Source organism: Flavobacterium dankookense, from assembly GCF_004362665.1.
Taxonomy (GTDB): domain Bacteria; phylum Bacteroidota; class Bacteroidia; order Flavobacteriales; family Flavobacteriaceae; genus Flavobacterium; species Flavobacterium dankookense.
The window spans coordinates 89,773-107,563 of the sequence record NZ_SNXR01000017.1 but is presented as its reverse complement, the minus strand read 5'-3'; the positions used below and the strand labels follow the sequence as shown (position 1 = coordinate 107,563).

Sequence of the window (17,791 nt, the reverse complement as noted above, 5' to 3'; positions counted from 1 at the left end):
TTATTTGCTTAAATTTTCTTCAATTCCTTCTAAAGATCCTTCTAAAAGAACTAAATTATTTGCATTTAAAATCTCGTAAGTACTTAATTCTGAGTTAGTTACTACGCTAGATGCTTTTAAATTGCGTGACGACAAATATACATTTTTATTTGATTCACCCAACACAAATAAAGATTTTTTGTTTTCTAAACCTAAAGCTTTCAAAACATTAATAAAATTCTTAGTGTTTGGTGTTTCAAAATTAAAGTCTTCCACAACTACTAAATTTGATTCTTTTGCTTTTATCGAGAAAGCAGATTTTCTTGCTAATCTTTTTACCGTTTTGTTCAATTTGAAAGAATAGCTTCTTGGTCTTGGACCAAAAACAGTTCCTCCACCTTTGAATAATGGACTTTTCTTTGATCCTGCACGAGCAGTACCTGTACCTTTTTGTTTTTTAATCTTACGCGTAGAACCAGCAACTTCAGCTCTTTCTTTTGCTTTGTGCGTTCCTTGTCTTTGATTTGCTAAGTATTGCTTAACATCAAGATAAACTGCATGATTATTTGGTTCAATACCGAATACCGAGTCAGAAAGTTGAACTTTTCTACCAGTATCTTTTCCGTTGATATCTATAACTTTTACTTCCATTACTTCTGAATGATTACGTAAGAGTTTTTGCATCCAGGAATAGCTCCTTTAACAACAAGTAGATTCTTTTCAGCTACTACTTTTAAAACTCTAAGATTTTGTACTTTCACATTATCACCTCCCATTCTTCCTGCCATACGCATTCCTTTGAAAACACGTGATGGATAAGAAGATGCTCCTACAGAACCTGGTGCTCTCAAACGGTTGTGTTGTCCATGTGTAGCTTGACCAACACCACCAAAACCGTGACGTTTAACAACACCTTGAAAACCTTTTCCTTTTGATACACCTTGTACATCAACAAATTCTCCTTCGCTGAATACTTCCACGGTAATATTATCACCTAATTTGTAATTTTCTTCAAACCCTTGGAATTCAACGACTTTCTTTTTTGCAGAAGTTCCCGCTTTTTTAAAGTGACCTAAATCAGCTTTAGTTGCGTGTTTTTCTGTTTTGTCATCGAAACCAAGTTGAAGAGCTGCATACCCGTCAACCTCATTGGTTCTGACTTGGGTAACGACACAAGGTCCAGCCTCGATTACTGTACAAGGAATATTCTTCCCGTTTTCATCGAAAATGCTAGTCATGCCGATTTTTTTTCCAATTAACCCAGACATAATAAACTAATTATTAATTAATAAAATTTTGTTATTCATTCATAAAGAATTAAGTATTAGAACTATTTGAATAGTTCTAATACTTAAAACTTAATTTTTAAAAAGTAATTAAACTTTAATCTCTACTTCAACACCACTTGGTAACTCTAGTTTCATAAGAGCATCAATAGTTTTTGAAGATGAAGAATAAATATCTAATAATCTTTTATAAGAACTTACTTCAAACTGCTCTCTCGCTTTTTTATTAACGTGTGGAGAACGTAATACAGTAAATATTTTTTTGTGAGTTGGCAACGGAATAGGTCCAGTTACAACAGCACCAGTACTTTTTACAGTTTTTACAATCTTTTCAGCAGACTTATCTACCAACATGTGATCGTAAGATTTCAATTTTATTCTAATTTTTTGACTCATATTGATAAAAATTATGCGTTTCCTTTTGCTTTTTTAATAACTGCTTCAGATATATTTGAAGGTGTTTCTGCATAGTGAGAAAATTCCATAGTAGATGTCGCTCTACCAGATGAAAGCGTTCTTAATGTTGTTACATAACCGAACATTTCTGACAATGGAACATCAGCCTTAATAGTTTTAGCACCATTTCTGTCACCCATATCGTTTACTTGACCTCTACGACGGTTAATATCACCAACGATATCTCCCATGTTTTCTTCAGGTGTAATAACTTCCATTTTCATTATAGGCTCAAGAATTATAGCACCAGCCGCTTTTGCAACTTCTCTATAACCCATTCTAGCAGCTAACTCAAAAGAAAGCGCATCTGAATCGACTGGGTGGAAAGATCCGTCCAATAAAGTTACTTTCAAACTATCAACTTGATATCCTGCTAAAGGACCAGTTTTCATAGCTTCACGGAAACCTTTTTCAACAGATGGAATATATTCTTTAGGAACGTTACCACCTTTTACTTCGTTAACAAACTGTAATCCAACCGGAGTTTTACCGTCAACTTCATCTGCTGGCTCAAGTCTAAATACGATATCACCGAATTTACCACGACCTCCAGATTGTTTTTTGTACGTTTCTCTGTGTTGAGCAGATTTTGTAAAAGCTTCTTTGTATTCAACCTGAGGTTCACCTTGGTTTACTTCAACTTTGAATTCACGTTTCATTCTATCTACAAGGATATCTAAGTGTAACTCACCCATCCCTGAAATGATAGTTTGACCTGATGCTTCATCTGTTCTCACTGTAAATGTTGGATCTTCTTCAGCTAATTTAGCTAAAGCCATACCCATTTTATCAACATCTGCTTTAGTTTTTGGTTCAATAGCGATACCAATTACTGGTGCAGGGAATTTCATTGACTCAAGAATAATTGGGTGTTTTTCATCACACATTGTGTCTCCAGTCTTGATATCTTTAAATCCAACTGCTGCTCCAATATCTCCAGCTTCGATATAATCGATTGGATTTTGCTTGTTAGCGTGCATTTGGTAGATACGCGAAATTCTTTCTTTGTTTCCTGAACGAGTGTTCAAAATATATGAACCTGCATCTAAACGACCTGAATAAGCACGGAAAAAAGCTAAACGACCAACATAAGGGTCAGTAGCAATTTTAAATGCTAAAGCTGCGAACGGCTCTTTTACATCTGGACGACGTAAGATTTTCTTTTGATCTTCCTCTAATAATTCAGCATCATCAGGGTGAATTCCTTCAATACCTTCTTTATCTAATGGAGATGGTAAATACTTACAAACAGCATCTAACATGAATTGAACTCCTTTATTTTTAAAAGAAGAACCAGCAATCATAGGAATGATAGCCATATCGATTGTAGCTGCTCTTAAAGCCGTATTGATTTCATCCTCAGTGATAGAATCTGGATCTTCCATGTATTTATCAAGAAGATTTTCATCATAATCAGCAACTGCTTCAATAAGGATATCTCTGTATTCTTTAACTTCTGCAACCATATCAGCTGGAATTTCAACAATATCAAAAGTTGCCCCTTGAGTTGCATCATGCCAAACGATAGCTTGGTTTTTAACTAAATCAACTACTCCTTTGAAGTCATTTTCTTCACCAATTGGCAAAGTAATTGCAACAGCATTTGACTTTAACATATCTCTTACTTGTTGACAAACAGCTAAGAAGTTTGAACCTTGACGGTCCATTTTATTTACGAATCCCATGCGTGGAACTCTATACTGATCAGCAAGTCTCCAGTTAGTTTCAGATTGTGGCTCAACACCATCAACTGCAGAAAATAAGAAAACCAAACCATCAAGTACACGTAATGAACGGTTAACCTCTACGGTAAAGTCAACGTGTCCTGGAGTATCAATAATATTGAAGTGATAATCTTGTGAAGTTGGTAATGGCTTACCTTGTTCAGTTGGAAAACTCCATTCACAAGTTGTTGCAGCCGAAGTAATTGTAATACCTCTTTCTTGCTCTTGCGCCATCCAGTCCATTGTTGCAGCACCATCATGTACTTCACCAATTTTGTGTGATTTTCCAGTATAAAATAATATACGCTCAGTAGTGGTAGTTTTTCCAGCGTCAATGTGAGCTGCAATACCAATATTTCTAGTTAATTTTAAATCTCTAGCCATTTCTTATGAATTAAAATCTAAAATGTGAGAACGCTTTGTTTGCTTCAGCCATCTTGTGAGTATCCATTCTCTTTTTAACAGCAGCACCTTCTTCTTTAGCAGCAGCTAAAATTTCAGAAGCTAGTTTTTGAGCCATAGATTTCTCATTTCTTCTACGAGCATATAGAAGCATCCACTTCATAGCCATAGAAATTTTTCTGTCTGGACGAATTTGCATTGGAATTTGGAATGTTGCTCCACCAACTCTACGACTACGTACTTCTACGTGAGGCATAACATTTGTCAATGCATCTTTCCAAACTTCTAATGATGTTTTCTCATCATTATTCTTTTTCGCTTCTACGATGTCAATTGCATCATAAAATACTTTAAAAGCTGTAGATTTTTTACCATCCCACATTAAGTTGTTTACAAAACGTGTTACCAATTGATCATTAAACCTTGGATCTGGTAAAAGAGGTCTTTTCTTTGCTGCTCTTTTTCTCATGTCTTTTCTTTAAATAAAAGTTTTAAAAATTACTTTTTCGCCTCTTTTGGACGTTTTGCACCATACTTAGATCTACGTTGCGTTCTTCCTGCTACACCTGAGGTATCAAGCGCACCACGAACGATGTGGTATCTAACTCCTGGTAAATCTTTTACTCTTCCGCCTCGCACTAATACTATCGAGTGCTCTTGTAGATTGTGTCCTTCTCCTGGGATGTAAGCATTCACTTCATTTCCATTAGTCAAACGTACACGCGCTACTTTACGCATTGCAGAGTTTGGTTTTTTTGGAGTTGTAGTGTAAACACGCGTACAAACACCTCTTCTTTGAGGACAAGAATCTAAAGCAACCGATTTACTCTTCTTAGTGATCTGAGTTCTTCCTGTTCTTACTAATTGTTGAATAGTTGGCATAATTAAATACTAAAAATTACTTGTTTATAAATTTACCCTATTTTAAGGGGTTGCAAATGTAGTAATTATTTTTACCAAAACAAATCTTAATTCATTAATTTTCAAATAGATTATTTTTAAATAAATTTCTAATACTAAAGATTGATTTTTTACGTTAATTTGAAACTGAATAATCATTCCTCTTGAAAAGATTTTTTTTTATATTACTTTTTATTCTTTGTAACCAAATTATATTTGGTCAAAATTTCTATTTAAAAATAACTTCCGAAAAAGAAAACGAGTTAAAAACAATCGACTCTATCGGATACAAAACAAAACACTCGAGTGTGAAAAATATTCTTGATGAAAATGTCTTGTTTGCCAAAAAACTAACACAACTTGGTTTTTATGATTTTCAAGAATTGGAAAACAAAAAAGAAAATGACTCAGTTTTTAGATTTCATTACAGTATCGGCAAACAAACAAAATCGATACATATATATATAGATAAGGAAAATGAATTAAACGAATTGCTTCCTGACCAAAATCCAATTATAATCTCTGTAACCGAAAGCGAAACTTTTCTGAATGCGATTATAAAAAAACTCGAAACCAAAGGTTATTCCACGAGCAAAGTTTCGCTTGAAAATATCGAACGGGAAAATAATTTCATCAAAGCCGATCTAAAAATCTATACGGGAAAAAAAAGACAAGTCAACAACATCGTTATTAATGGTGTTGATAAATTTCCGGAAAGTCACAAAAAGAATTTAATTCGATTATACAAAAACAAAGTTTTCAATCAACAAACTCTGGAAAAACTTCACAACGATATCGAAAAATACCGTTTTGTAAAGCAAACCAAATATCCTGAAATTTTATTTACCCAAGACTCTACCAAAATATATGTTTATCTAGAAAAAGCCAAAGCAAATTCTTTTGACGGCTATATTGGCTTTACTAATGATGAGCAAGACAAAGTGGTTTTCAGCGGTTATGTCGACCTTATTTTAAACAACGTTTTAAATTCGGGCGAGAAACTTTCGCTATTTTGGAAAAGTGACGGTCAAGAACAACGAACCTTTAATCTTGGTGCCGAAATTCCATATATTTTCAAAAGTCCATTTGGAATAAAAGCCAATTTAAATATTTTCAAACAAGACAGTACATTTCAAAATACGCGAACTGCTTTGGATTTAGGTTACTATTTCAATTATACAACACGAGCTTATATTGGTTATCAGTCCAATGAATCGAGCGATATTCAAAACGTAAACACCTTTTCGTTAAGTGATTTTGAAAGCACATTTTACACTACAGGCTTTGAATACACCAACTTCAAAATTGATGATTTTCTTTTTCCCGAAAAAACCCATTTTGAAATCAAATTTGGAACTGGAAAACGAGAATCAAATATCGAAAACACCATCCAGTTTTTTGGAAATTTACTTTTTAGGCATAACCTCTATTTGAACGATAAAAACGTCATCAATATCAAATCGCAGAATTTTTATTTGCAAAGCAATACCTATCTAGTCAATGAACTTTTTAGATTTGGCGGCATCAATTCTATTCGTGGATTTAACGAAAATTCACTACAAGGAAATCTATTGACTTCCATTTTAACCGAATATCGCTATGTGCTTTCACCAAACCTTTATGCGCATTCCATTATTGATTATGGCTATTTTAAAGACAACACTTCGAATACTAGCAACACTTTATTAGGACTTGGTTTTGGCATTGGACTTCAAACCAAAAACGGATTATTCAACCTAATTTATGCCAACGGAAGTACCAAAGAGCAAACCGCAAAACTATCTAATTCGATTGTTCATATCAGCTTAAAAGCAAACTTTTAAACTCTTAAACACATAACCTTTTAAACTTCTTAAAAAAGTTTACCTTTGCCGCATGGAAAAAGAAAACCAAATCTTCGGAATTAGAGCAATAATTGAAGCCATTTCGGCTGGAAAAGAAATCGACAAAGTCTTTATTCAAAGCGATGCACAAGGCGAATTGATGCAAGAATTAATGAAAACGATGAAAAAAAACAGCATCAATTTCAGTTACGTTCCTGTTGAAAAACTAAACCGATTAACCCCAAATAATCACCAAGGTGCAGTGGCAACCATCGCTCCTATTTCGTTTGTAAAACTGGAAACTTTAGTTGACAGCGTTGTCGAGAGCGGAAAAATGCCATTGTTTTTAATCCTTGACCAGCTAAGCGATGCTCGAAATTTTGGTGCCATCATCAGAACAGCAGAATGTACAGGAGTTGACGGCATTATTGTTCAAAAAACTGGTTCTGCACCAGTAAATGGTGACACCGTAAAAACCTCGGCTGGAGCAGTTTTCAATGTACCAATTTGCAAAGTTGACCACATCAAAGACGCCATTTTTTACCTTCAAGGAAGCGGAATCAAAACCGTTGCTGCCACCGAAAAAACAGAAGATAGTATTTACGATATTTCATTAAACGAACCCGTTGCCATCATCATGGGAAGTGAAGATCGAGGCATCAATCCATCAGTTTTAAAAATTGTAGATGCGAAAGCCAAGTTACCAATGTTCGGCACAATCGGTTCGCTCAATGTTTCCGTAGCTTGCGGCGCGTTTTTGTATGAAACTGTGAGACAGAGAAGTTAAAATTTAAAGATAATTTGAAGCGAATCGCTCGGGATTTATCAGTAAACCGTTTTCCCGCTTTTCGTTACAATAAAAAATGCTTCCAAACCATGGAAGCATTTTTTATTTTCACTTCAATCGGGGCTAAAAAAACAACTATTCTGCTTTTTTGTTATCGTCTGTGGTTTGTTTAAAAACATAAATATAATTCACTTTTGGCGGAAAAACTTCTTCATCAACAACCTCAAGTTCTTCAGGTTTTGGAGGATTTACAAAGTTTCCATTTTCATCAAATCGTTTCATAAATGCATCTTCCATTGGATTGAAATCGGGTTTTTCCCATTCGTATTTTATGGATTCTTTATAATCGGGTGTTTTGAACAAAACCGCAAAAGCAAAACCAGTTAAAAACCCAGCCAAATGTCCTTCCCAAGAAATAGATTTTCCCAACGATAGTTCTTCGCTTGGAAAAACATACCAAACCATTCCGCCATAAATCATTACAACTGTCAACGACAAAGCCATCAATCGGAAATATTGCGTCATCATTCCTTTAAAGAAAATGAAGGAAACCAATACATAAATCAATCCGCTGGCACCAATATGATACGAACTTCTACCAATAATCCAAGTGATTAATCCCGAAAACAATATGCCATAAAAAAGCACTTTCAACGAAATATCGCGATAGAAATAAATCAAAGCTGCCGTTAAAATAAATAGAGGAAAACTGTTATTGCTAATATGTGATAAATCGCCATGCAAAAATGGACTGAACAAAACACCTTGTAATCCTGAGAACGTTCTCGGGAAAATGCCGTGTTGTACTAAATTGATATTAAATTTATGTTCGATAAAAAACACCAACCAAACGAGTAGCAACAAAAATGTTGGTACTATCCAAACAGAAGGTGTAAATTTAAAATGGTTGATTTCGTTGTTATGCATTATGTTAAAACACTTCGACTAGCTAGATGCGTTTATGGTTTATCAAAAATACAACCAAAAATTATTTAATGCTATTTTGTCAGTTGACTTTGATTTTTAACCATAAAGTTCACAAACTGTAAAAGAAGCCAAAAGTTTGAATTTTAGCCCCGATGGAAGTGGAAATCCTGTCATTGCGCAACCAAAAATTTGATGAGATTGCTTCGTTCCTCGCAATGACAGATTGAAACGAACAGCGGGAAAATGATTTAAAAAAGCCCGAATGTTTCGCTCCAAAAAAAATTAAAAACCTTATTTTTACGCCATGGAAGCACCACTTGCAGAACGTATCAGACCACAACGATTGGAAGATTATATCAGTCAGCTACATTTGGTTGGCGAAAATGGCTCGTTGACGCAACAGATTTCGAGAGGAATTATTCCGTCGATGATTTTTTGGGGTTCGCCCGGAACTGGAAAAACGACTTTGGCGCAAATTATTGCGAAGCAAAGTAATCGTCCGTTTTATGAATTAAGTGCGATAAATAGTGGTGTTAAAGACATTCGCGATGTGATTGAAAAAGCCAAACAAAGTGGTGGATTGTTTACGGCAAAAAATCCGATTTTGTTTATTGATGAGATTCATCGTTTTAGTAAATCACAGCAAGATTCACTTCTTGCAGCAGTGGAAAAAGGCTGGGTTACTTTGATTGGTGCCACGACCGAAAATCCGAGTTTTGAGGTTATTCCGGCGTTATTGTCACGTTGTCAGGTGTATGTTTTAAATCCGTTTTCTAAAGACGATTTGCTGGCTTTGTTGGACCGAGCTATGAAAATTGACACGGTTTTAGCCACCAAAAAAATAGAAATCGAAGAATCGGAAGCGTTGTTGCGACTTTCTGGCGGTGATGGACGCAAACTACTAAATATTTTTGAACTGATTGTAAACGCAAGCGCTGAAGAAGAAATTTTGATTACCAATCAAAAAGTTTTGGATTTGGTGCAGCAAAACACGGTTTTATATGACAAAACTGGTGAACAACATTATGATATTGTTTCGGCGTTTATCAAATCAATTCGCGGTAGTGATCCAAACGGTGCTGTTTATTGGTTAGCTCGAATGATTGAAGGTGGCGAAGATGTAAAATTCATTGCGAGACGAATGTTGATTTTGTCCAGCGAAGATGTTGGCAATGCCAATCCAACAGCTTTTATTATGGCAAATAATACGTTTCAAGCGGTTTCAACGATTGGAAATCCTGAGAGTAGAATTATTTTGAGCCAATGTGCTATATATTTGGCAACTTCACCAAAAAGCAATGCAAGTTATATGGCAATTGGCGAAGCACAAGCTATTGTTAAACAAACTGGAGATTTATCGGTTCCGATTCATCTAAGAAATGCGCCAACTAAATTGATGAAAGAATTGGGTTATGGCGAAGAATACCAATATTCGCATAATTATCCGAATAACTTTTCGGAGCAAGAATATTTACCCGACGAACTCAAACAAACGGCTTTTTACAAACCAGGAAACAATGCTCGCGAAAATGAGTTGCGAACTTTTTTGAAAAATCGTTGGAAGGATAAATATGGGTATTAGAAAAAGTTGCGGGTTTCGAGTTTAAAGTTTCAAGTTAAAACCTAATATTTATTGGTTCTGAAAGTAATTTTCCATCGACATAGTTTTCAAAAAACCATTTGCCGTTTTTAGTAATTACTATTCCTTTTTCGTCTCCTCTAATTGCAATAAAAACGCCTTTTTGTGAAGTATTAAACAATCGCATGATTACTCTTGGTTCGCTATTTACAATTTGAAAACCGTTGGTAATAGGTTGTGCAAAAAAGAAAATTTCTGAATTTTCTGGATTGGTTTCTAGGCTGTAGATTTTACTTTCCTCTTTTGGTTCTTGCTTTTCTTCCGTTGTAACAGCTATTTCGTTTCCGCCGTTATATTTATAATTCAAAGTCTCAAATGACTTTGCCGCATCACGAAAAGCAAGATTGTATGAAACTTTAAAATCTTTTTCTCTACTTTTTCCAACAGCCGTTTCATAAACAACTTTGTCTTTACAATCTTTTAGCACAATTTTTAGCTTAGAAATCATTAAAGCTTTTTCCTCAATAACGTCTGCAAATAGTGCCTTACATCTGCTATCAGCAATTTCAGTTGGCAATTCATCGTCAATCATAAAAACCTCAAAACCATATTTTTGTAATAACAGTTTGGTGTTTACATTTAAATTATACTTATTTGGTTCTTTAAAGGCATCAAACTTTGCTGGAACAATGACATATTTATAATCGTTAATGTTTTGTGCGACAGTTAAGTTGTAAACAAATAAAATAATCAACAATAGAAATCGTTTCATTTTATACTATTTTTTTTAATTCCAAAAGATGATTGATTTTTTCAACATCCTTAAAAGTATTATTGTTTTTTTCGTCAAATAAAATCGCTCTCATACCAAAATCAATTGCTCCTTTCACATCAGCTTCAATGCAATCGCCAATCATAATAGCGTTTTCTTTATTTGTATTAGCCAAAGATAAGGCAAATTCAAATATATTTGGATGTGGTTTTTTTACACCAGCTTTTTCAGAGTCAGTTATAGTCTTGAAATAACTTTCAATACCTGAATTTTTAAGTTTTCTGTTTTGAACTTCAGCAAAACCATTGGTAATAATATGCAAATTGTATTTTGGGAACAAATAGTCTAAAAGTTCTTTTGCTCCATCGAAAAGCAAATTATTATCCGGCAAAAACTCAATGTAATCAATTGAAATTTGGTCTATTTCGTCATCTGAAATTGAATAATTTAAAATATCAAATGTCTGCTTTAATCGTTGATAACGCAGTTCATCATGAGTAATTTTATCTACTTGATACAACTTCCAACAAGCTTGATTTATTGGTGCATAAATTTCTACAAATTGGTTGGTGTCAATCGTTGGATGATTTGCTTTGAAAATTTTATCAAATGCTAAAACAGAATTTTTATCAAAATCCCAAAGCGTATGATCGAGGTCAAAAAATATATCGGTAATCGTATTCATGTTTTAAAAAATTCCTTCGTCTTGAAAACTCAGATAGCTTTTTTCTGTGATAATCACATGGTCTAGCACTTTAATGTCAACTTGTTCTCCTGCAAATTTAAGCTTTTTAGTAATTTCTTTATCCGCATCGCTTGCAATTAATTTTCCAGAAGGATGATTGTGTGTCAAAATAATTGATGTTGCATTTTGCTCAAATGCAGTTTTAAAAATCAATCGAATATCTACAACAGTACCTGTTATTCCGCCTTTAGAAAGTTGTGATTTATAAATTACTTTGTTGGAATTATTCAAATAAAGTACCCAAAACTCTTCATGTGGTAGTTCGCCAATTATAGGTTGCATAATTTCAAAAACCGCTTTGCTTGAAGTTATTTTGCTAAGTTCAACTGTTTCTTCTGTTCTACGTCTTCTTCCTAATTCCATTGCTGCTACAATCGAAATGGCTTTTGCCTCGCCTATTCCTTTGAACTCCATCAATTGTTTTAATGATAGTTTGCCTAAAGCATTCAGATTATTATCAACGCTTGCTAGAATTCTTTTGCTCAGTGAAACCGCACTTTCATTTCGACTTCCTGAACCGATTAAAATAGCGACTAACTCAGCATCGCTTAAAGTTTGTTTCCCTTTCAGCATTAACTTTTCGCGAGGCTTATCGTCTTCTGCCCAGTTTTTTATTGAAAAATTTTGTTCCACTTTTCTATACTAAAATAGTAATATTTACGTTTTGTAAATAAAAGGCTAAATATATGAAACGATTTTATTTTATACTAATTATCTTAAGTTTTTTAACTTGTGGGCAAAAAAAAGAAAAAACCATTCTAAATCCTAAGCCAAATTCGTTTGAAGAAAAACTTTCTAATGCGGCTATTTCCATCATTGATGAAAGTATCGTTTACACGCCAGATTATGTTTCGATAAAATACCCCAATGGTGATGTTCCTCCAAAAACTGGAGTTTGTAGTGATGTTATCATTCGTGCTTATCGAAAACTTGATATTGATTTACAAAAAAAAGTCCACGAAGATATGAAAGCTAATTTTTCAAATTATCCAACCAAATGGGGTTTGAAAAAAACTGATACTAATATTGACCATAGAAGAGTTCCCAATCTTGAAGTTTTCTTTATTCGAAAAGGCAAAAAACTGGAAGTTTCAGATAATCCAAACGATTATAAAACTGGCGAAATTGTAACTTGGATGATCGGCGGAAAATTACCTCACATTGGAATTGTAACTCATAAAAAATCGAGCAACGGAAATCCAATGATAGTGCATAATATTGGCGGAGGACAAGTTTTAGAAGATTGCTTGTTTAGCTGGAAAATTGTTGGGCATTTTAATTATGGAAAGTAGTACTTTGTCATTTCGACGAAGCAGAAATCGTATAAAAAAATTACGAGTGTGATTTCTCCTTCGTCGAAATGAAAAAAAACATCTTACTTCACCAACTCCTTCACTTCATCAAAATTCAATCCACCGTAATTCCCAGAACTCATTAATAATAAAGCAGAATTATCAAAATTTTGACTAAATAAGAAATTCTTAAAATCGGCTGGATTGGTGTAAACAATTAAATCTTCTCTTTGAAATGATTGCGCAATTTGGTCGTAAGTTACTTCTTCTAATTGCTTAATTTTTACCGCATCTGGCGAATAGAAAACTACGGCAACATCGGCTGCGTCAAGTGCGTTTTGATATTCTTTTAGAAATTCGGCATTCAAACTACTGTAAGTGTGTAATTCTAAACAAGCAATTAATTTTCTATCAGGATATTGATTTTTAACCGCTTTGGTTGTTGCTGAAACTTTGCTTGGTGAATGGGCAAAATCTTTATAAGCCACTTTTCCTTTTCCCTCGGCGATTTTTTCTAGACGTTTGCTTGCGCCTTTAAAACTGGCAATGGCTTCATAGAAATCGGCTTCGTCAACGCCCATGTTTTGGCAAATCCATTTGGCACCAGCCAAGTTATTTAGATTGTGTGCTCCAAAAACTTCGATTGGCATTGGACCTTCTGGAGTTTCTAATAATGTTGTTCCGTCTTCTACAGAATAACTTGGTGTTGCATATGGTAAACGTCTTATAGTATTTGTAGTTTCTTCGGCTACTTTTTTTACAGTTTCATCTTCTTCGTTATAGACTAGAATTCCTCCTTTAGTAATTTGATTTACAAAAATTTCAAATTGTTCCACATAATTATCAAACGTTGGAAACACATTAATATGATCCCAAGCAATTCCAGAAAGTAATGCAATATTAGGTTGATACAAATGAAATTTTGGTCGTCTGTCAATTGGAGAAGACAAATATTCATCGCCTTCAAGCACAATAAAATCGTTGGTTTCTGTAAGATGAACCATGGTGTCAAAACCTTCCAATTGCGCGCCAACCATGTAATCTACTTCGATATTATGATAATGCATTACGTGCAAAATCATTGAAGTTATGGTAGTCTTTCCGTGTGAACCACCAATTACAACTCGGGTTTTATTTTTAGATTGTTCGTATAAAAATTCGGGATATGAGTAGATTTTCAAACCTAATTCTTTAGCTTTTAACAACTCTGGATTGTCTGCTTTGGCGTGCATTCCTAAAATGATTGCTTCAATGTCTTGCGTAATTTTTTCGGGAAACCAACCCATTTCAACTGGCAATAAACCTTTTTTTTCTAAACGTGATTTTGATGGTTCAAATATGGCGTCATCACTTCCTGTAACTTGGTATCCTTTATTGTGTAATGCTAGTGCTAGATTGTGCATGGCTGCTCCGCCGATTGCTATGAAATGTGTTCTCATTTGTAAAGTTTATGAGTTTATGAGTTTATGAGTTTATGAATTTTAGACACAATGCCTTGTAAACTTATAAACCCATAACCTTTTAACCTATTTTTCGAATTGTTCTTTTAACTTAGTTGCTTTCGCTTTGTCTTTTAATTTGTTCAAATATAAATTATAAAGTTTTTGAAAAGTGGTTTTTGAGTTACCAATTTCGTGGGCTTTTAAATAATTTACTTCTGCTTTTTTGTATCTACTGAAATACTCGTCAATGTAACCTTTGGAAAGATGTCCATCAACTTTGGAAAGATTCATTAATTCATCTGAATATTTTAATGCTTTTTTCTCGCTTCCGCCAATGATTCCTGGTAATTCGATGTAGAGCATGACCAAAGCCCAACGTGTTTCGATGTGTTTTTTATCTAATTCTGCGGCTTTTAGAAAAGAACCTTCGATGTCGTCTATCATTCCGAGAGCTTTGAATTTATTGACTGACTTGGCTTTCATTCCCATTGAACCGCCATATTTATACCAATAGTTTGCATTCTTTGGAAATTGATTTTTGAGTTTGGTGTAATAAGTTATTGAAGCATCCCATTGTTTTTGATGACCTGCTATGTCGCCAAGGTATTCGATGGCTTTGTAGTGGTTTGGGTTTTCTTTTATTACCGTTTCTAGCAATGGTTTTGCTTGCTCGTACTTCTCGGCTTTGTATAGCTTTTCAGCTTTGTCAAAATCAGTTTCAGCCATCATATTGAAGGTGATTAGAATGAAGAAAATGGTTAAGCTTTTCATGTTATACTAGTATTGGTCAAAAATAACAAATTGGAATTGGATTTTAATATAAGTGATGAAGAAGTTAACATAAATTCAATTCAAATCCCGTTTAGCCCCGATTGTAGTGGAAATCCTTTTTCGTGTTCTCGATACTTTGGTTAAATCCAAAACTCGAACTGACGAAAAAGATTGAAACGGAAAGCGGGAAAATGGATTGCTGATACATCCCGAATGATTCGCTCTAAAAAAAAGATGGGATTCCTACGGAATGACAAAATAATGTATAAAAAAAACTCCGAACTAATATAGTTCGGAGTTTATTATATAAACCTACAAGGCTATGAAAACCTTGCAGGATTGATTATTTCACCAATGTCATTTCGTCAACGATGTGTTTTGCACCCGAGAAGTTCTCGATTACCCACAATACGTAACGGATATCTACGTTTATGGTTCTTTGTAATTTTGCGTCGAAGATTACGTCGCCAGCCATTGCTTCGATGTTTCCGTCGAAAGCTAGACCGATTAATTCTCCTTTTCCGTTAAGTACTGGTGAACCTGAGTTTCCTCCTGTGATGTCATTGTCTGTTAAGAAGTTTACGTGTAGTGAACCGTCTTTGTCAGCATAACGACCGTAGTTTTTATCTTTTTGCATTTCAAGAACTTTTACTGGAAGGTCGAATTCTTGATCGCCTTTTTTGTATTTTTTAACTTGTCCTGCAAGCGTTGTGTAGTTGTTAATAGTTGCATCATTACGCTTGTCTGCAGGTAACGAACGTACTTTTCCATAAGTTAAACGCAAAGTTGAGTTAGCGTCTGGATATTTGATTGTACCGATTTTTGACTCTCTTAAACCTTCTACTAATAGACGGAATGAAGCACTATAATCGTTTTGTGCTTTGGTGATTTCGTCTGATTTTGTATTGAAGTGTGTAATCATATCGTTAGTCAACGTATAAAGCGGATCGCTTTCTAGCATTGCTTGGTTTGGAATAGCTAAGAACGCTTTAATTCTATCCATTGATGTGAAGATACTTAAATCAAATGCTGCGTTTACGTATTTAGTAAAATCGTTATTGTTTTCGTCACCGATTTTCTTTACAGCTGGCGCAATTGCATATCCTGTTGCTTTTGTAGCGTATAATTTCAATTGAGCTGCTAACAAATCTTTCTCTGCAGGAATATGAATTTCTTTGTACATTTCTGTAGCCATTTCTTCGATAGCTGGTGCAAGTTGAGCGCGTTTTGCAGCATCTGCTTTTACGTATGCATCCAATTGACGACCTAGTGTTCTTCCGATAGTTCCGAAAGAAGTCGTTCTGAATAATTGTTGCATGTAGTTGTCGTGTCTTGATTTTTCGTTAGTTAAACCATAGAATTTGTTGATGTTTTCAACTACGTTGCCATATTTTGCTTTGTTGGCTGGTTTGTTAGCCCAAGCGTTGAATTTCTTTTCTTGTGCTGCTTTTGTTTTTGCTGTACCAAATTTTGATAATGCATCAATCATTCCTTGACGGTTTTTCCAGTAGTTGGCCGTGCTAGCATATTTAGAAGCATATATTAAGTTCAAAGCATCACTTTGATCCATATATTTTTTCATGTTGTCCATACCTGTTTTTGCACCTTCAACCCATGCAGGATAAGCAAACTTAACGTTTTGCTCAATTCCACCTGCTGGCATCCAACGGTTGGTTCTTCCTGGATAACCTAAAATCATGGCATAGTCGTTCTCTTTCACTCCACCGATGTTTACTGGTAAGTAGTGTTTTGGTTTTAAAGGAACGTTGTTTTCTGAGTATTCTGCTGGCGAACCATCAGCGTTGGCATACACACGGAACATAGAGAAATCGGCAGTGTGACGTGGCCATTCCCAGTTGTCTGTATCGCCACCAAATTTTCCTAAGCTTTCTGGTGGAGTTCCAACTAGACGAACGTCTTTATAATCTTGATATACGAAGTAGTAGTATTCGTTTCCTTGAAAGAAAGGACGAACGGATACGGTATATTTTCCGCCTTCGTTGTTTTCTTTTTCGATAGCAGCAATTTCTTGATTGATTGCTTTTTCTCTATCAGCTTCGCTCATTGAAGGGTTTACTTTTGATAAAATTCTTTTAGAAACATCATCCATACGAACGAAGAAACGAACGAATAAACTAGATGGTTTTATTTCTGACTTTCTGTTTTCTGCCCAAAAACCATCTTTCAATAGGTTTTTCTCTGCAGTTGAAAGTTCAGCAATAGCATCATAACCACAGTGGTGATTGGTTAATACTAGACCGTCTTTAGAAACGATTTCAGCTGTACATCCACCGTTGAATTGCACGATTGCGTCTTTCAAACTGTGGTTGTTGATGCTGTAAATTTCTTCGGCTGTTAGTTGCAAGCCCATTTTTTGCATATCGCGGTGGTTTAAACGCTCAAGGAACATTAGGAACCACATTCCCTCGTCAGCTTTTACACTCATTGGCGTAAGCATAATCCCTGCAATTAAGGATAAAACAATTTTCTTCATTGTAAAAAAATATAATTAGTAATAGATTGAATACTAGTAGTCTGAGACTGTTTGAAAATGTTACACTTTCAAAAGTAACTAAAAGCGGTGCGAAGATACTTTTTTTTGATGAAATGGAATTAAAATTTTGTTAAAACGAAAACGATTTAGTTGGGAGTAAAAATTGTTATTTCAATATATAATTTATTGTTAGTTATTATTTCCGACACATCTTTTGTCATTTATGAGGAGATTTGATACTTTTAAATGAGATCTCTACGGCATGACAAGTTTGTTGATACCGTTTTGTAAAAATCAATTGTTTGTGGAAAACCGTAATTATCATGTCTGAGAATTTTGTAGATTTGAGAAGATAAAGATGAAATTATTAATTTAGTGCTGCTCAAAGCGACTAGATATATTTTAATTTTTA

Annotated in this window: 17 protein-coding genes; 4 read left to right on the top strand and 13 right to left on the bottom strand. The window is 34.5% G+C overall.

The features are described 5' to 3' along the window. From rplD to rpsL, 6 genes are all read right to left on the bottom strand, one after another. Nucleotides 1–630, bottom strand: coding sequence for a 50S ribosomal protein L4 (gene rplD, locus BC748_RS12700; RefSeq protein ID WP_133533910.1), 630 nt, complete (start codon nucleotides 628–630; stop codon nucleotides 1–3). Next, the gene (rplC, locus tag BC748_RS12695; protein ID WP_133533875.1) at nucleotides 630–1,247 is read right to left on the bottom strand and encodes a 50S ribosomal protein L3; all 618 of its coding nucleotides are present in this window, start codon (nucleotides 1,245–1,247) and stop codon (nucleotides 630–632) included. Before rplC ends, rplD begins: the two co-directional genes overlap by 1 nt. Nucleotides 1,248–1,355: 108 nt before the next feature. After that, nucleotides 1,356–1,661, bottom strand: coding sequence for a 30S ribosomal protein S10 (gene rpsJ, locus BC748_RS12690; RefSeq protein WP_026710316.1), 306 nt, complete (start codon nucleotides 1,659–1,661; stop codon nucleotides 1,356–1,358). Nucleotides 1,662–1,672: 11 nt separating this feature from the next. Next, nucleotides 1,673–3,829 carry an elongation factor G gene (fusA, locus tag BC748_RS12685; protein WP_133533874.1) on the bottom strand — a complete coding sequence of 719 codons (2,157 nt, stop codon included), beginning with the start codon at nucleotides 3,827–3,829 and terminating at the stop codon, nucleotides 1,673–1,675. Between the two features lie 10 nt (nucleotides 3,830–3,839). Next, nucleotides 3,840–4,316, bottom strand: coding sequence for a 30S ribosomal protein S7 (gene rpsG / locus BC748_RS12680; protein ID WP_133533873.1), 477 nt, complete (start codon nucleotides 4,314–4,316; stop codon nucleotides 3,840–3,842). A 29-nt stretch (nucleotides 4,317–4,345) separates the two neighbouring features. Then, nucleotides 4,346–4,729 (bottom strand): 30S ribosomal protein S12, encoded by a 384-nt coding sequence (gene rpsL, locus BC748_RS12675; RefSeq protein ID WP_007136570.1) that lies wholly within the window; start codon nucleotides 4,727–4,729, stop codon nucleotides 4,346–4,348. Nucleotides 4,730–5,055: 326 nt separating this feature from the next. Between rpsL and BC748_RS12670 the strand changes: the two genes are divergently transcribed. Both BC748_RS12670 and rlmB read left to right on the top strand, forming a co-directional pair. Next, on the top strand, nucleotides 5,056–6,570 hold the full coding sequence (locus BC748_RS12670; RefSeq protein ID WP_246014043.1) for a BamA/TamA family outer membrane protein: 1,515 nt from the start codon (nucleotides 5,056–5,058) through the stop codon (nucleotides 6,568–6,570). 52 nt (nucleotides 6,571–6,622) lie between these two features. Beyond that, nucleotides 6,623–7,357, top strand: a complete 735-nt coding sequence (gene rlmB, locus BC748_RS12665) for a 23S rRNA (guanosine(2251)-2'-O)-methyltransferase RlmB (RefSeq protein WP_133533872.1) — start codon at nucleotides 6,623–6,625, stop codon at nucleotides 7,355–7,357. Nucleotides 7,358–7,492: 135 nt separating this feature from the next. Here rlmB and BC748_RS12660 read toward each other — a convergent pair whose 3' ends face one another. After that, the gene (locus BC748_RS12660; RefSeq protein ID WP_133533871.1) at nucleotides 7,493–8,284 is read right to left on the bottom strand and encodes a rhomboid family intramembrane serine protease; all 792 of its coding nucleotides are present in this window, start codon (nucleotides 8,282–8,284) and stop codon (nucleotides 7,493–7,495) included. Nucleotides 8,285–8,588: 304 nt separating this feature from the next. Between BC748_RS12660 and BC748_RS12655 the strand changes: the two genes are divergently transcribed. Continuing rightward, on the top strand, nucleotides 8,589–9,866 hold the full coding sequence (locus tag BC748_RS12655; RefSeq protein ID WP_133533870.1) for a replication-associated recombination protein A: 1,278 nt from the start codon (nucleotides 8,589–8,591) through the stop codon (nucleotides 9,864–9,866). Between the two features lie 34 nt (nucleotides 9,867–9,900). On the opposite strand, the gene BC748_RS12650 is transcribed toward BC748_RS12655, so the two are convergent. Genes BC748_RS12650 through radC form a run of 3 tightly spaced genes read right to left on the bottom strand, consistent with a single transcriptional unit; the run spans nucleotide 9,901 to nucleotide 12,013 of the window. Next, entirely contained in the window at nucleotides 9,901–10,635 is a 735-nt protein-coding gene (locus BC748_RS12650; protein ID WP_133533869.1) for a hypothetical protein, read from the bottom strand. A gap of 1 nt (nucleotide 10,636) precedes the next feature. Next, complete coding sequence (locus tag BC748_RS12645; protein WP_133533868.1) at nucleotides 10,637–11,320, bottom strand: YjjG family noncanonical pyrimidine nucleotidase; 684 nt, start codon at nucleotides 11,318–11,320, stop codon at nucleotides 10,637–10,639. Nucleotides 11,321–11,323: 3 nt separating this feature from the next. Then, the gene (gene radC, locus BC748_RS12640) at nucleotides 11,324–12,013 is read right to left on the bottom strand and encodes a RadC family protein (RefSeq protein WP_133533867.1); all 690 of its coding nucleotides are present in this window, start codon (nucleotides 12,011–12,013) and stop codon (nucleotides 11,324–11,326) included. A 53-nt stretch (nucleotides 12,014–12,066) separates the two neighbouring features. Here radC and BC748_RS12635 point away from each other — a divergent pair, with 53 nt between their 5' ends. Next, nucleotides 12,067–12,672 (top strand): DUF1287 domain-containing protein, encoded by a 606-nt coding sequence (locus BC748_RS12635; protein ID WP_133533866.1) that lies wholly within the window; start codon nucleotides 12,067–12,069, stop codon nucleotides 12,670–12,672. Between the two features lie 83 nt (nucleotides 12,673–12,755). Here BC748_RS12635 and BC748_RS12630 read toward each other — a convergent pair whose 3' ends face one another. From BC748_RS12630 to BC748_RS12620, 3 genes are all read right to left on the bottom strand, one after another. Further along, on the bottom strand, nucleotides 12,756–14,111 hold the full coding sequence (locus tag BC748_RS12630) for a UDP-N-acetylmuramate--L-alanine ligase (RefSeq protein ID WP_133533865.1): 1,356 nt from the start codon (nucleotides 14,109–14,111) through the stop codon (nucleotides 12,756–12,758). Nucleotides 14,112–14,198: 87 nt separating this feature from the next. After that, entirely contained in the window at nucleotides 14,199–14,885 is a 687-nt protein-coding gene (locus BC748_RS12625) for a tetratricopeptide repeat protein (protein WP_133533864.1), read from the bottom strand. A 343-nt stretch (nucleotides 14,886–15,228) separates the two neighbouring features. Continuing rightward, nucleotides 15,229–17,379, bottom strand: a complete 2,151-nt coding sequence (locus tag BC748_RS12620; RefSeq protein WP_133533863.1) for a S46 family peptidase — start codon at nucleotides 17,377–17,379, stop codon at nucleotides 15,229–15,231. Nucleotides 17,380–17,791 lie beyond the last annotated feature (412 nt).

What these genes read in the sequence shown, in the direction of transcription:
- rplD (WP_133533910.1), bottom strand. Translation starts at nt 630, where the DNA reads ATGGAAGTAAAAGTTATAGATATCAACGGAAAAGATACTGGTAGAAAA.
- rplC (WP_133533875.1), bottom strand. Translation starts at nt 1,247, where the DNA reads ATGTCTGGGTTAATTGGAAAAAAAATCGGCATGACTAGCATTTTCGAT.
- rpsJ (WP_026710316.1), bottom strand. Translation starts at nt 1,661, where the DNA reads ATGAGTCAAAAAATTAGAATAAAATTGAAATCTTACGATCACATGTTG.
- fusA (WP_133533874.1), bottom strand. Translation starts at nt 3,829, where the DNA reads ATGGCTAGAGATTTAAAATTAACTAGAAATATTGGTATTGCAGCTCAC.
- rpsG (WP_133533873.1), bottom strand. Translation starts at nt 4,316, where the DNA reads ATGAGAAAAAGAGCAGCAAAGAAAAGACCTCTTTTACCAGATCCAAGG.
- rpsL (WP_007136570.1), bottom strand. Translation starts at nt 4,729, where the DNA reads ATGCCAACTATTCAACAATTAGTAAGAACAGGAAGAACTCAGATCACT.
- rlmB (WP_133533872.1), top strand. Translation starts at nt 6,623, where the DNA reads ATGGAAAAAGAAAACCAAATCTTCGGAATTAGAGCAATAATTGAAGCC.
- BC748_RS12660 (WP_133533871.1), bottom strand. Translation starts at nt 8,284, where the DNA reads ATGCATAACAACGAAATCAACCATTTTAAATTTACACCTTCTGTTTGG.
- BC748_RS12655 (WP_133533870.1), top strand. Translation starts at nt 8,589, where the DNA reads ATGGAAGCACCACTTGCAGAACGTATCAGACCACAACGATTGGAAGAT.
- BC748_RS12650 (WP_133533869.1), bottom strand. Translation starts at nt 10,635, where the DNA reads ATGAAACGATTTCTATTGTTGATTATTTTATTTGTTTACAACTTAACT.
- BC748_RS12645 (WP_133533868.1), bottom strand. Translation starts at nt 11,320, where the DNA reads ATGAATACGATTACCGATATATTTTTTGACCTCGATCATACGCTTTGG.
- BC748_RS12635 (WP_133533866.1), top strand. Translation starts at nt 12,067, where the DNA reads ATGAAACGATTTTATTTTATACTAATTATCTTAAGTTTTTTAACTTGT.
- BC748_RS12630 (WP_133533865.1), bottom strand. Translation starts at nt 14,111, where the DNA reads ATGAGAACACATTTCATAGCAATCGGCGGAGCAGCCATGCACAATCTA.
- BC748_RS12625 (WP_133533864.1), bottom strand. Translation starts at nt 14,885, where the DNA reads ATGAAAAGCTTAACCATTTTCTTCATTCTAATCACCTTCAATATGATG.
- BC748_RS12620 (WP_133533863.1), bottom strand. Translation starts at nt 17,379, where the DNA reads ATGAAGAAAATTGTTTTATCCTTAATTGCAGGGATTATGCTTACGCCA.